The following is a 13,882-nucleotide window of genomic DNA, read 5'->3' as shown; positions in this document are numbered from 1 at the left end:
ATAAAGACTGAATATTTATTTTTTACGAAATAAAAATCCCTTTAGGGTATCTGCTCATCCAATTATTTTTCTTTTTCTCTTTCGGGGAGCACGAAACCACATGGCACTTTTTAATTCCACTTCATGGGCAAAATATTCAGTCATTGCTGCCAGCCTTGCGGGAGTGATGATGCTAGGTGGTTGTGCCAAAAAAGAGGAGCACACCACGACAACTTTAAATATCGGCTATCAGAAATATGGCATCCTTCCTATTCTAAAAGCACGTGGTGACTTAGAAAAAGCGCTCAAAGATCAAGGCGTACAAGTGAAATGGGTCGAGTTTCCTGCGGGACCTCAATTACTTGAAGGCCTAAATGTAGGAAGTGTTTCGTTAGGCGAAGCAGGTGAAGCACCACCTATTTTTGCTCAAGCAGCCAATCCAAATTTAGTCTATGTCGCAAATCAACCTGCTGCACCAAAAGCAGAAGCGTTATTGGTACAAAAAGATTCTCCAATCCAGTCTATTAAAGACTTAAAAGGAAAACGTGTCGCACTGAATAAAGGTTCGAATGTTCACTACCTTTTATTAAAAGTCTTAGAAGCAAATCACTTGAGCTTAAGTGATATTCAACCTGTTTATTTACCACCATCAGATGCGCGTGCTGCCTTTGAAAAAGGAGCTGTCGACGCATGGGTGATTTGGGATCCGTTCTTTGCAGCAGCTGAACATCAAATTCAGGCCCGCGTTCTGGCAACAGGTGAAAACTTGGTAAGCAATCATCAGTTCTACTTAGCTGATCGTAAATTTGCAGAAAATAATCCAAAAGTTCTGAACACGGTTGTACAAACGCTAAACCAGACAACTGAATGGGTCAGCACACACCAAGATGAGGCTGCCAAGCTACTCGAAAAACCTACGGCACTTGAGTTTGATGTACTCAAAACATCCATTTCACGTATGGGTTTTGGAGTTCAGCCAATATCTGACAAGGTAGCCCAAGAACAACAATATGTAGCTGATGCCTTCTACGCGCAAAAGCTCATTCCCAACAAGCTCACCATTCAAGAAGCCATTTTAAAACTGAAATAAACCCAGCTTGGGCACAGCTTAAATAACGATATAAATGCTGTGCCTTGTGTTAAGGGAACAAGGATATCAATATGCAACATCAGTCATTATTTAATAAGAGTCAATGGACTCAGTTAGTTAAGCGCTTTAGCGCGGTCGCTGTATTAGGTTTAACAATCGCAGCACCTGCTTGGGCAATTGACCCAACAGTGAAAGAACTTCGTATTGGTTTTCAAAAAAGTTCGATTAACTTCGCGATTGCCAAACAGCAAAAACTATTTGAACAAGAATTTCCAAATGCCAAAATCACTTGGAATGAGTTCCCCGCTGGCCCTCAAATTTTAGAAGCCTTAGCTGTTGGCTCACTCGATGTTGGCGTTACTGGAGACACGCCCCCGGTCTACGCTCAAGCCGCTGGCAAGCCTTTATATTACATTGCTTATGAAGCAGCCAAACCATTGGCCTCAGCAATTTTAGTTCCCAAAAACTCACAACTAAAACAGCTTAAGGACCTAAAAGGTAAACGTATTGCGCTACAGAAAGGTTCTAGCTCACATTACCTACTTGTACAGGCCGTACGTAAAGCAGGCTTAAAATGGAGCGACATTACCCCAATTTGGCTCACACCTGCCGATGCTCGCGCTGCATTCCAAAAGGGTGCTGTTGATGCATGGGCAATATGGGATCCGTACTACGCTTCAGCACAACTAGAAGACCAAGCTCGTGTTCTTGCATCTGGTAAAGGCCTAAGCCCGAACTATACCTTTTACTTAGCCGCTCCAAATTTTGTTAAGCAATATCCAAAAGCTGTTCCAGGACTCATCAAGCAGATCAATCAAGCTGACAAATGGGTCCAAAGCCATCAAGCAGAAACTGCAAGTGCGATTGGCCAAAGTACAGGCCTAAAACCTGCGACCAGTGACTTATTTATTAAACGCCGTCCACGTCCATCATCGGCAGCTCCACTTAACAGCAAAGTCATTGCTGAACAACAGCAGCTTGCAGACATCTTTACTCAACAAGGCATCATCCCTAAACCAATCAGCATTAAACAAGCTGTTTGGGGTGCCAAGTAATTTCAATAGATATATAGGTAATGCACATGAAAATTTTCTGGTTTATTCCTACCCACGGTGATAGTCGCTATTTAGGTACAAGTAAAGGCGCTCGTCAGGTTGACCATGCCTATATGAAGCAAATTGCTGTGGCAGTAGATAACTTGGGTTACGAAGGAGTACTTATTCCAACAGGTCGTTCATGTGAAGATCCTTGGATTACGGCGGCTAGCCTAATCGATGCAACTCAACACCTTAAGTTTTTAGTTGCATTACGTCCAGGGGTAACAACACCAGCGTTGGCAGCTCGTATGGCTGCAACATTTGACCGCTTGTCGAATGGTCGTGTTCTACTCAACTTAGTGACTGGTGGTGATGAAGCAGAACTACGTGGGGATGGTTTATATGAAGATCACTCAACGCGTTATCAAACAGCCAATGAATACGTAAAAATCTGGCGTGAAATTTTGACGCGTTCACATACGGGTGAAGCTTTTACATTCCACGGTGAACGCTTACAAGTAGATGATGCAAAGCTACTTTACCCACCTGTACAAAAGCCTTATCCACCTCTTTGGTTCGGTGGTTCTTCAGATGTTGCTGTTGAACTCGCGGCTGAGCAAGTCGACACCTACCTGACTTGGGGTGAACCACCTGCAGCCGTGAAAGAAAAGATCGAACATGTTCGTGCCAAAGCTGAGGCTAAGGGCCGTAAATTAACTTATGGCATTCGTTTGCATGTCATTGTTCGTGAAACCAATGAACAAGCATGGGCAGCAGCTAACGAGCTTATCCAATATCTGGATGATGCAACTATTGCTGCAGCACAGAAAAAATTTGCTCAAATGGACTCAGTGGGTCAGCAACGTATGGCGGCTCTACACGGCGGTAATCGAGACAAACTTGAAGTATCCCCAAATCTTTGGGCAGGTATCGGTCTAGTCCGCGGTGGTGCAGGTACAGCACTTGTCGGCGATCCTGAAACCGTTGCTGCACGTATTCAGGAATATGCGGATTTAGGTATCGATACCTTTATTTTCTCAGGCTATCCACACCTTGAAGAGTCAATCCGTTTTGCAGAGTTAGTATTCCCATTATTACCAATCGAGACCCGAGCTAAACTTGCTCAACCAAACTTAACCGGTCCATTCGGTGAAATCATTGCCAACAACTATGTTCCAGACGAGAAGAAACAAAATAGTTCCGTCAAGGAGCCTGCATGAGCAAAGATATAAATATTGTTTCACGTGGAACGAAACAAGTCGGGCAGCGTCTGCTGCCTTGGATTTTTCCGATTGTTCTATTGGTTGTCTGGCAAATTGCATCGAGTTCAGGGCTTTTAGAAAATCGTATTCTGCCGGCTCCTACGGCTGTCGTTTCTGCTTTTTGGCATCTACTCATTAGCGGCGAGCTTTGGCAACACGTTAAAGTCAGTGCAGGACGAGCCTTACTCGGACTATTTATTGGTGGTGGTTTAGGTTTGCTATTGGGTCTGCTCAATGGGTCTTCACGTTTCGCCTCTACCCTGCTCGATACAACCTTGCAAATGATTCGTAACATCCCAGCATTAGCACTTATTCCACTGGTTATCTTGTGGTTCGGTATTGATGAAACAGCCAAATTATTTTTGGTGGCGGTCGGAGTCTTCTTCCCTATTTATATCAACACCTATCACGGTATCCGTTCAGTCGATCCACAATTAATTGAGATGGGTAAAAGCTATGGTCTTTCACGTTGGCAGCTTTACAAAGAAATTATTCTACCGGGTGCGATGCCCTCGATTTTAGTTGGTTTACGTTTTGCTTTAGGTCTGGTTTGGGTGCTGCTCATTGTAGCTGAGACTATTTCAGCACAAGCAGGTATTGGCTATATGACCATGAATGCACGAGAGTTTTTACAAACAGATGTGGTTCTGGTCGGTATTCTTCTTTATGCCCTATTAGGCAAATTAGCCGATGTTCTAGCGCAACTTTTGGAACGTTATTTACTACGCTGGCATGCTGGTTATCAAAAATAAAGGAGCTTAAAATATGACAAATCTGAATTTAAATATTAATCAGAATGACGTAGAGCTCATTCCAGAAAACCATCCAGAGTCACAAGAACCTGTGGTAGGCGCAGAGATTCTGATTGAACAGCTTTATAAGTTTTATGGTGAAGTTAAAGTTCTTGAAGATCTTAACCTTCATATTCAACCGGGCGAATTTTTAGCTATTGTTGGACGTAGTGGTTGCGGTAAAAGTACTTTATTGCGCTTAATTGCCCAACTTGAAAAAGCCAGTTTTGGAGAAATCAAATTTAAATCTGCCCGACATTTGCGTGAAGGTATTACTAACGATGACATACGGGTTATGTTTCAAGACCCACGGTTACTGCCTTGGAGAAATATTCTTCAGAACGTTCAACTTGGGCTACCAAAATCGCAACATGCTTTGGCAGAAGAATTATTAGAGAAAGTAGGTTTAAAAGAAAAAGCGGGACAATGGCCTTCACAGCTCTCTGGTGGACAACGACAACGTACCGCCCTAGCCCGTGCGTTATCTCATACTCCCCGTATTTTATTGTTAGATGAACCTTTGGGTGCATTAGACGCGTTAACTCGTCTTGAGATGCAAAGCTTGATTGAACGTTTATGGAAAGAGCAAGGTTTTACTGCCATTTTAGTTACACACGATGTAAGTGAAGCAGTGCAACTGGCTGACCGCATTATATTGTTAGATAAAGGTCAGATTGCTCAAAGTTTTCAAGTTAATTTGCCGCGCCCACGGAAAAAGAGCATTACTTTTGCTCAGCTTGAACAACAAGTACTCGACGCAGTCTTAGCCACTTAAGGTTGAGATGAGTAATGAGAACCATTCAACCGAAAAATGCCCAATTAACGAGCAATAAAACTGATGATTTATTGCTCTTTTTTAGGGCGAAGATTAAAAAATATTTTTAAGAATAACAATAAACTAGTGAATCTCTCTATTTTTTGCACAATAGTATATCTATTGCTCAAATAACTATCCGTTTTTTCACTAAAAAAGTGAGACACCTGTGCACAAATCAAACGATTTACCTTACAATGGGAACACTATCTTTTTAATTTATGCAGCAAATGGAACAAAAGAAGAGTACCCAAAAGCGCAATCAGCTTCTTGCTGCCGCCCTTGATGTGTTTTCACTATATGGGTTCAGTGGCGCAAGTCTGGATGAAATTGCCCAACTCGCTGACATGCATAAGTCGAATATTTTCTATTACTATGAAAATAAAGAGTCTTTATATGTGGAAGTGCTGACCACAGTTTTACAAAAATGGCTAGCTCCCTTACAAACCTTAGAAGCTGAGTTAGAACCAGCCGAAGCCTTGTCTCATTATTTAATTCAAAAAATCGAACTTTCTCGTAGCAAACCAAAAGCTTCGCGACTATTTGCTTTAGAAATTATTCAAGGGGCACCGCATATTTTGCCTATACTGAAAGGGCCCTTGAAAAAGCTATTTAAGCGCAAAGCTAAGGTCATTCAAACTTGGCAAGAGCAAGGAAAAATTTCACCGGATATCGACCCGGAACTTTTAATTCTCAATATTTGGGGTCTTACGCAAAACTATGCCGATTTTGCAACTCAAATGGAAATGGTAACCGGGAAAACGCTTCGTAACCGCAGTATGTTCCAGCGTTCGATTGAGCATACGGTACATATGATGCTATACGGCGTATTACCTCGCTAAAATAAAAAAGATCGGCAAATTTGCCGATCTTTTTTTAGAAATGATTTTGATAAAGTGCTAAAAGCTTTTGTGCACCCAATAATAAGTTTTCTTCCCAATCCAAATGAGCCGTATCATCTGCTCCATCAGTAATATATTTCACCGAAATTAAACGTACACCTAACTTGTAGCAAACTTTTGCTAACGCATAACCTTCCATATCGACTACATCACAAGCGACCTTCGGCTGACCCGTTTCAAATGAGTCCCCTGTCCCACAAATTCCTTTTGGTAAATCCGCAAAATGCGTTTGGAGATGAATTTCAGCCGCCAAGTGGTCATCTAACGGCGTTACCCCAACTTCAAATCCTAAAGGTGAAACGTCCATATCACGTTGTACAAAAGTTTTTATTTCTACTAAATCGTGCCGATTAAAAGATGAACTTCCTGCTGTACCTAAGTTAATTAAAGTTTTACAGCCTGTTTTTTGAATAACTTCAAACGCTTTAAAAGCAGCATTGATCTTACCAATACCACTGTAATGGACTTCGATACCTGCTTGCTCGAATAAACCTTTAGATTCGTTGGGAAGTGCCATAATTAAAGCGGTATCTGTGTTCATTCAAAAAGCTCAAATCAGAATTAACAAAATTAGAAAGTAAGTATAAATCAGGTGCAAAAGCTTTTTGCACCTTTTCACCTTTACTGCATTCTTTGTTGTAAAGCCACCAAACATGGAGAGAAGAATAGCTTGCCACTGTATGCTCCGGCTAAGGTTTTCTTCATTACCACGCTCCACATCACTAATAATAAAATACTGAATGCCACAGCGACGTATTGTAAAAATACAACTTCAATCTGATGACCTAAATTAAATAAAGCCAAAATAAACACACCAAATGGGAAGGTTAAACCCCACCAACCCAAGTTAAACGGAATACCTGTCTTTGCATGACGAAGTGTTGTTAAAATCGCAAGACCAAGCCACCATAACCCAAAACCTAAAAGTACTAGACTACCCACAACGCCCAAGGCTTGAAATACATAGGCAAACTCAGGAAAGCCAACATTTACAAATACTCTTTGTGCCTGCTCACCTAGCAATAATAGACCTAAAGCACCTGTCCCAATCGGACCTAAAGAAAGCCAGCTAGAAATCGCGACTTCTTTTTCTGGTAACTGATGCAAAGCCATACGTAACATTAAAATCGTTAAAATGGCAAATGCAGGTAAAACAGAGGTTCCCCAAAGTACGTAACCTGCTAACAATAAATGAAAGCCATGCACATCTGCTGGTAAATGTGCAACCAACATGCCCGCAGAACTTGCTGCGACTTCACATGCAACTACAGGTAAAAGCCAAATTGCAGTCATGGTATGTAGCTGATGATTCTGACGGTTAAACATGCAAAATGGGATGATCCACGCAATTGCTAGTGCTAAAAAGACGTCGATGTACCACAAAGCTTGGGCGATATGAACTGCCACTTCGCCGTAAAGCCCGATTCCGAAGCTTAAAAAGCCATTTAGTATGGTTGCAAGCCCCATCGGTATAGCACCTAAAAACAAGCTCATATTTGGATGATTAAATATTTGCTTCGCTTCATGCGGGAAGAGTAACCACCGCAATAAATAGAGAACTGAAAAAACACTAAATAGAACAATATTAAATTGCCATAACAGCGTAGCCAGCATAAATAAAAATGATTTGGCAAATGGAAGCTGAATTAAAATCATACTGACCACGCCAGTACCCATAGTTGCTGTAAACCAATTTGGGGTAAAATGCCGTATAACATCTTTACTTTGATTTAATTGGTAAAAGGGTCTTTTCATCTTAAGTCTCTAATCAAAGAGTGGATGAGGCTATAGTAGGATAAACCAATAATAAGAAAAATTGATTTATTTTTATTTAATTCATCAATTTTTTAGATATAAAAAGTATTCGTATTGAAAAATACCTGAGTAAAAACACAACAACAAGACGAATCTGTGAGATTATGGCAATATATAGCCCTTGCAAAAATAGCCATATTTTAAGTTCATGAAACTGCTTCGTCTTAATGCGTTATCGCCCAATTTCCAGTTACCACAAACAGCGGTAACTATTGGTAATTTTGATGGTGTCCATTTAGGTCACCAAGCGATGATTGCTCAACTCAAAAAAATTGCTGCAGCACAAGGCTTAAAAACATTGGTCATGATTTTTGAGCCCCAACCGCTTGAGTTCTTTAAAGGCTACGATGCCCCACCTCGTATTAATTCATTACGGGAAAAAGTTGAATATCTAGCTGAACTTGGGGTGGATTACATCGCGGTTGCCAAGTTTGACCAGCATTTCCGTAGCATGAGTGCTTCTGAGTTTGCAGATTTATTAAAAGACAAATTAAATGCTCAAGCTTTGGTTTTAGGAGATGACTTTCATTTCGGCAAAGACCGTCAAGGCAATAGCGAATTTTTAAAGAATTACGGCTTTCAAGTCACAAATTTACATACGATTGAACTCGAAGGTGAACGCGTCAGTTCAACTCGTATTCGCCAAGTGCTTCAAGTGGGTAATCTCGCTTTAGCAGCTAAATTATTAGGCCGTCCGTACAGTATTACCGGTCGTGTTCAATATGGCGACCAAATTGGGCGAACTTTAGATTTCCCAACGATTAATGTTCGTCTCAACCGCCATAAGCCTTGTTTAAATGGTATTTATGGCGTTGAAGTCATTTGCGAAACAACTTCGCTAACTCAAAAAGTGCTTCAGGATAATCCTGAAAAGCCAGGAATTGCCGGATATCATGAAAACAGCCTCTATGGTGCAGGTCATGTCGGTACTCGTCCAGCCATTCAGCAAGAACATCCAGAGTGGAGATTAGAAGTACATTTCCCTGATGTTTCTGCTAATCTGTATGGCTTATTTATGCGGGTGACTTTTCTTCACTATCTTCATGGTGAATTGAACTACCCTTCGCTTGAAGCACTTAAGGCAGGAATTGATAATGACGTGCAGCAATTACGACAATATCGTAACGACACGACACAATTTCCTTTTTAATTCGAATTTTGATTGTAAAACATGTCGGCTCCCAAGCTGATTAAACTGGAAGACAACTTGCATGAGCGATAAGCAAACTACTGAAAATGCAGTGGACTACAAAGCCACGCTAAACCTGCCGGATACTCAATTTGCAATGAAAGCAAATTTGGCAGTACGTGAAGTGAAATGGTTAGAAGAGTGGTATACCGACAACATTTATCAGCAGATTCGTGCATCGCGTATTGGCAAGAAAAAATATATTTTGCATGATGGCCCTCCATATGCGAACGGTACAATTCACTTGGGCCATGCGGTTAACAAAGTACTTAAGGACATCATCGTAAAAAGCCGTACTTTGGCAGGTTTCGATGCGCCATATGTACCAGGTTGGGACTGTCACGGTTTGCCAATCGAACTAAAAGTTGAAGAAAAAGTAGGCAAAGTGGGCGAGAAAGTTGACGCAGCCACTTTCCGTAAACACTGCCGTGAATATGCGCTAAAGCAAATTGATTTACAGCGTACTGACTTTAAACGTCTTGGTATTTTAGGTGACTGGGATAATCCTTACCTCACCATGAACTACAAACAAGAAGCCGATATCGTTCGTGCTTTAGGTTTAATCCAAAAAAATGGCCATATCCAGCCGGGCTTAAAGCCAGTGAACTGGTGTATGGACTGTGGCTCAGCACTTGCTGAAGCTGAAGTTGAATACGAAGATAAAAAATCAGACGCAATTGACGTTGGTTTTGGCGTTGTAGATTTAAAAGACTTAAGTGCTCGTGTAAATGTAGACGTTCAAGATCCAACTGATATTGTGATCTGGACCACTACACCTTGGACGTTACCAGCGAACCAAGCAGTTGCATTGCATGCCGAAATTGAATATCAATTGGTACAAGTGACTACTGAACGTGGTAAGCAAAACTTTATTCTTGCTAAAGACTTAGTTGCTTCTGCAATCGAGCGTTACAAGCTTGAAAATCCAGTTATTTTAGCTGACTTTACTGGTTCAGCTCTTGAAAATCTTACCCTACAACACCCTTTACTTACCGATCGCCAAGTTCCGGTAATTTTAGGTGAACACGTTATCGCAACAAGCGGTACAGGTGCTGTACACACTGCTCCTGGCCACGGTGCAGATGACTATAAAGTAGGTCTTCAATACAACCTTAAAGTTGAAAACCCAGTGGGTGGTAACGGTGTTTACTTACCAACCGCACCAATCTTTGCTGGCGAGCACATCTATAAAGCCAATCCAAAGATTATTGAAGCTTTAGGTGCTGTAGGTCGCTTATGGGCTCATCAACCGATTAAACACAGCTACCCACACTGCTGGCGTCATAAGACTCCGATTATTTTCCGTGCTACACCACAATGGTTTATCAGCATGGATCAAAAAGGTTTACGTGACGGTGCGCTTAATGCCATTGAAAACGATATCGAGTTTGTACCGAACTGGGGTAAAAACCGTATTGAATCAATGATCGAAGGCCGTCCAGACTGGTGTATCTCACGTCAACGTACTTGGGGTGTACCAATTCCTTTCTTCGTTCATAAAGATACGAACGAATTGCACCCTCGTACGCCTGAGCTCATCGAAGAAGTTGCCAAACTTATCGAGAAAGAAGGTATTGATGCATGGTTTAACCGTGATGCGAAAGACTTCATTGGTGAAGATGCTGAACAGTACAATGCTGTTCGCGATACGCTTGATGTATGGTTTGACTCAGGTACAACGCATTATGCTGTACTTGAGCAACGTGAAGAATTAGAAAGCCCTGCTGACTTATATTTAGAAGGTTCAGACCAACACCGTGGCTGGTTCCAATCTTCTTTATTAACGTCTATGGCGATTCATAACCGCGCGCCATACAAAGCCTTGTTAACACATGGTTTCACAGTGGATGAAAATGGCCGTAAATTATCAAAATCTTTAGGCAACTATATTCCACTTGAAGAAATCATCAAACAACTTGGTGCCGATGGTTTACGTTTATATGTAGCATCTAGCGACTATCGCTATGAAATTGCAGCATCGAAAGAAATCTTTAGCCGTGTAAGTGATAGCTACCGTCGTATTCGTAATACGCTACGCTTCTTACTTGCAAACTTAAATGGTTTCAAACCAAGTACGGATGCTCTGGCAGTAGATGATCTTATTGCTCTTGATCAATACATCTTGCAACGTGCTAATGAAGTACAACAGACCATTATCGCGGCCTATGAAGAAATGAACTTCCACGTCGTGTGTAGTGCGTTAACAAGCTTCTGTATTAATGACTTAGGTGGTTTCTATCTAGACATCATCAAAGACCGTCAATACACCACTAAGGCTGACTCACAAGCACGTCGTTCCGCACAAACAGCGCTTTACCATATCGTACAAGCATTTGTTCGCTGGATGAGCCCTATTCTAAGCTTCACAGCTCAAGAAGCGTGGCCACTTATCCCAGAACAAACTGACAAGTATGTATTTACAGCTGAATGGTATGACCTACCTGTTTCATCAAAAGCAAACTTGCTTTCTGAAGCAGACTGGCAAACATTGATTAGCGTAAAATCTGCAGTAAATAAACAGATTGAAGCAGCTCGTAACGCTAAACTTGTCGGTAGTAATCTTTCAGCCAAAGTTGAACTTTGGGCAAATGAATCATTACAAACAGTTTTAAACCAACTGGCTGATGAGCTCCGTTTTGTTCTTATTACTTCGCAAGTAGTAGTACATCCATTTGCTGAACAAGGTGAAGCAACTGAAATGGAAGGCTTACGTGTACAAGTATCTGCAGCTGAAGGTGAAAAATGTGCACGTTGCTGGCATGTCCTTCCGGATGTAAATACACATGCCGATCATCCTGGTTTATGTGGTCGTTGTATTGTGAACGTCACTGGTCGTGGCGAAGTGAGAAAATATGCCTAATTCACAAGCTAAAAAAGGCTTATTCCAGTTTTATCCTCACAACCTCATTTGGCTTGGACTTTCTGTCCTTGCCATTGTGTTGGATCAATGGACAAAATGGATTGCGAGTACACATCTGAACTACGCAGATCCTGTACCTGTGCTTCCATTTTTAAACTGGACACTATTACATAACTATGGTGCAGCTTTTAGCTTTTTATCTGATGCTGGAGGATGGCAACGCTATTTCTTCACATCTTTGGCAGGCTTAGTTTCAATACTTTTTGTATTTTGGTTGCTACGTATGCCTAAAAAAATGGTGGTGCTACCTGTAGCTATCGCTTTAATTTTAGGTGGAGCACTTGGTAATCTAATTGACCGTATTACTTTAGGGTATGTGGTCGATTTTATTCATGTTTATTACCAAAATCATCACTTTCCAGCTTTTAATATTGCGGACAGTGCCATTACTCTAGGTACCATTTTGCTACTCATCGATACATTCTTCCTTGAGAAGCAAAGACCTAAAAATTCGGATGCATAATATGACCGAAATTATTCAACCTAATGAAGAAATTCGTATTACTAACGGTTCTAAAGTTGACCTACACTTTTCTGTTGCTATTGAAAATGGCGTAGAAATTGACAATACACGAAGCCGTGAAGAGCCTGTTAGCTTGACTATTGGCGACGGTAACTTGTTACCAGGTTTTGAGAAAGCGCTTCTTGGCTTACGTGCAGGCGATCGACGTACAGTACATCTACCACCAGAAGATGCTTTTGGTCCATGGAATCCTGAAAATATACAAACTTTTGATACGGTTAAATTCGAACAACGACCTATTCCTGGTCATATGATCGAGTTTGAAGATAAAGCAAAAGCAACTTTATTTGGAGTTGTGAAGTCAGTAAATGATGATATTACTGAAATTGATTTCAACCATCCTCTAGCCGGCAAAAATATTACTTTTGAAGTAGAAATATTTAAAGTGACTCCAGCTGGTCAGCAAGGCATTAAGATCATGTAAAAAAAGCCCTCGATTGAGGGCTTTTTTATTATTTAACTTTTATTGATGACATAAGAATCCTTACAAATTCTATATTCTCACGCACCTATATAATGAATTAAGTTATAAAGATAAAAATCCTTAGGAAAAACATATGCTGGTCTATATTATCGTCGGAAGTGTTCGCGAAGGGCGCACAGCTATTAAAATTGCCAATTGGTTAGAAACAACAATACCCTCATTTAATCTAAAAGATTTTCAAACAGAAGTAATTGATTTAAAAGAATGGAATCTACCCTTATTTTCAGGTTCTCACCCACCTGCTACAGGTATTTATGATCAACCTAAACAACAAGAATGGGCTGATAAAATTGCCCAAGCTGATGCATTTATCTTTATTAGCCCAGAATACAACCACGGTTACAGCCCAGCTTTAAAAAATGCACTGGACTATGTCGGTAAGGAATGGAGCGGCAAACCAGCCGCATTTATAGGTTATGGCTCAACAAATGGTTCTCGTTCTATTAGCCAAATACGCCAAGTCACTTCAAGTTTAAGTATTGTTGACCCAAATGCTGTGATCGAAATACGAGATATCTTCAAACGCAATAAAGATGAAAAGTTTGAAGCCAATGAATTTGAAGTAAAAGGACTTCAATCAATTGTTGAGAAACTACAGAAATATCATTTGTCTTAAATTGAACAAAAAGCCTCCTTTTTAAATAAAAGGGGCTTTTTAATTTTATAAACTTTTTAAATAATTCACTATGTCAGTATTACCCGCCATTTCTGCAAGCTGTAGTGCTGTATATTCGCTTTTATAAGTGACATGCGCCCCTTTTTCAACTAATAGCTTCACTATCTCTAAATGATCATTCTCAGCCGCTGCTTGTAGAGCAGTATACCCTTCATCATCAGTCTGATTAGGGTCTTCTCTATCTATTAATAATTGTTTTACTTGCTCTAGATCACCTAAAGATGCCCAATAAATCAGTTCTGGAAGAGAGAGTTCTTCATCATCTTCAGGTATGGGAGAGAAAGAATTAATTTTCACGGGGACACCAAAAATAAAAAACTTCCTCATTATATCCATAGAATCGAGTAAGCATCCAAAAATGATTTGTAGTTCTATATTTAAATAATTCTCTATTGATTGA

At 40.6% G+C, this 13,882-nt stretch carries 14 protein-coding genes; 11 read left to right on the top strand and 3 right to left on the bottom strand.

What is annotated here, in order from left to right:
* The first annotated feature begins 100 nt into the window (after positions 1-100).
* From RFX69_RS13390 to RFX69_RS13365, 6 genes are all read left to right on the top strand, one after another.
* Positions 101-1,069: a sulfonate ABC transporter substrate-binding protein gene (locus RFX69_RS13390; RefSeq protein WP_001173275.1), complete on the top strand. Its 969-nt coding sequence runs from the start codon at positions 101-103 to the stop codon at positions 1,067-1,069.
* 71 nt (positions 1,070-1,140) lie between these two features.
* Positions 1,141-2,124: a sulfonate ABC transporter substrate-binding protein gene (locus tag RFX69_RS13385; RefSeq protein ID WP_001164677.1), complete on the top strand. Its 984-nt coding sequence runs from the start codon at positions 1,141-1,143 to the stop codon at positions 2,122-2,124.
* A 26-nt stretch (positions 2,125-2,150) separates the two neighbouring features.
* The gene (gene ssuD, locus RFX69_RS13380) at positions 2,151-3,326 is read left to right on the top strand and encodes an FMNH2-dependent alkanesulfonate monooxygenase (RefSeq protein WP_000689552.1); all 1,176 of its coding nucleotides are present in this window, start codon (positions 2,151-2,153) and stop codon (positions 3,324-3,326) included.
* A complete protein-coding gene (gene ssuC, locus RFX69_RS13375; protein WP_000031022.1) occupies positions 3,323-4,120 on the top strand; it encodes an aliphatic sulfonate ABC transporter permease SsuC in 798 nt (265 codons plus the stop codon). The genes ssuD and ssuC overlap by 4 nt, the downstream gene beginning before the upstream one ends.
* A gap of 13 nt (positions 4,121-4,133) precedes the next feature.
* Positions 4,134-4,934, top strand: a complete 801-nt coding sequence (locus RFX69_RS13370) for an ABC transporter ATP-binding protein (RefSeq protein ID WP_000183286.1) — start codon at positions 4,134-4,136, stop codon at positions 4,932-4,934.
* 260 nt (positions 4,935-5,194) lie between these two features.
* Complete coding sequence (locus RFX69_RS13365; RefSeq protein WP_289332801.1) at positions 5,195-5,815, top strand: TetR/AcrR family transcriptional regulator; 621 nt, start codon at positions 5,195-5,197, stop codon at positions 5,813-5,815.
* A 34-nt stretch (positions 5,816-5,849) separates the two neighbouring features.
* Here the strand turns inward: RFX69_RS13365 and RFX69_RS13360 are convergent, their stop codons facing one another.
* Together RFX69_RS13360 and RFX69_RS13355 are read right to left on the bottom strand one after the other, a co-directional pair.
* On the bottom strand, positions 5,850-6,416 hold the full coding sequence (locus RFX69_RS13360; RefSeq protein ID WP_289332800.1) for a 5'-nucleosidase: 567 nt from the start codon (positions 6,414-6,416) through the stop codon (positions 5,850-5,852).
* A gap of 80 nt (positions 6,417-6,496) precedes the next feature.
* Positions 6,497-7,630, bottom strand: coding sequence for a TDT family transporter (locus tag RFX69_RS13355; protein ID WP_289332799.1), 1,134 nt, complete (start codon positions 7,628-7,630; stop codon positions 6,497-6,499).
* A gap of 208 nt (positions 7,631-7,838) precedes the next feature.
* On the opposite strand from RFX69_RS13355, the gene ribF reads away from it, so the two are divergent.
* The 5 genes from ribF (at position 7,839) to RFX69_RS13330 (ending at position 13,422) form a co-directional block, all read left to right on the top strand.
* On the top strand, positions 7,839-8,840 hold the full coding sequence (gene ribF, locus RFX69_RS13350) for a bifunctional riboflavin kinase/FAD synthetase (protein WP_000771825.1): 1,002 nt from the start codon (positions 7,839-7,841) through the stop codon (positions 8,838-8,840).
* 61 nt (positions 8,841-8,901) lie between these two features.
* Positions 8,902-11,739 (top strand): isoleucine--tRNA ligase, encoded by a 2,838-nt coding sequence (gene ileS / locus RFX69_RS13345; RefSeq protein ID WP_213702760.1) that lies wholly within the window; start codon positions 8,902-8,904, stop codon positions 11,737-11,739.
* Positions 11,732-12,262: a signal peptidase II gene (gene lspA / locus RFX69_RS13340; RefSeq protein ID WP_001133879.1), complete on the top strand. Its 531-nt coding sequence runs from the start codon at positions 11,732-11,734 to the stop codon at positions 12,260-12,262. The genes ileS and lspA overlap by 8 nt, the downstream gene beginning before the upstream one ends.
* 1 nt (position 12,263) lies before the next feature.
* On the top strand, positions 12,264-12,746 hold the full coding sequence (locus RFX69_RS13335) for a peptidylprolyl isomerase (protein WP_016654454.1): 483 nt from the start codon (positions 12,264-12,266) through the stop codon (positions 12,744-12,746).
* 133 nt (positions 12,747-12,879) lie between these two features.
* On the top strand, positions 12,880-13,422 hold the full coding sequence (locus RFX69_RS13330) for an NADPH-dependent FMN reductase (protein WP_000964178.1): 543 nt from the start codon (positions 12,880-12,882) through the stop codon (positions 13,420-13,422).
* A 45-nt stretch (positions 13,423-13,467) separates the two neighbouring features.
* On the opposite strand, the gene RFX69_RS13325 is transcribed toward RFX69_RS13330, so the two are convergent.
* Positions 13,468-13,818, bottom strand: a complete 351-nt coding sequence (locus tag RFX69_RS13325; RefSeq protein ID WP_000353868.1) for an ankyrin repeat domain-containing protein — start codon at positions 13,816-13,818, stop codon at positions 13,468-13,470.
* Positions 13,819-13,882 lie beyond the last annotated feature (64 nt).

It is taken from the genome of Acinetobacter sp. 148 (assembly GCF_031196675.1).
Lineage (GTDB): Bacteria > Pseudomonadota > Gammaproteobacteria > Pseudomonadales > Moraxellaceae > Acinetobacter > Acinetobacter baumannii.
The sequence above is the reverse complement of the archived record's forward strand: the minus strand, read 5'-3'. Positions and strand labels throughout refer to the sequence as shown.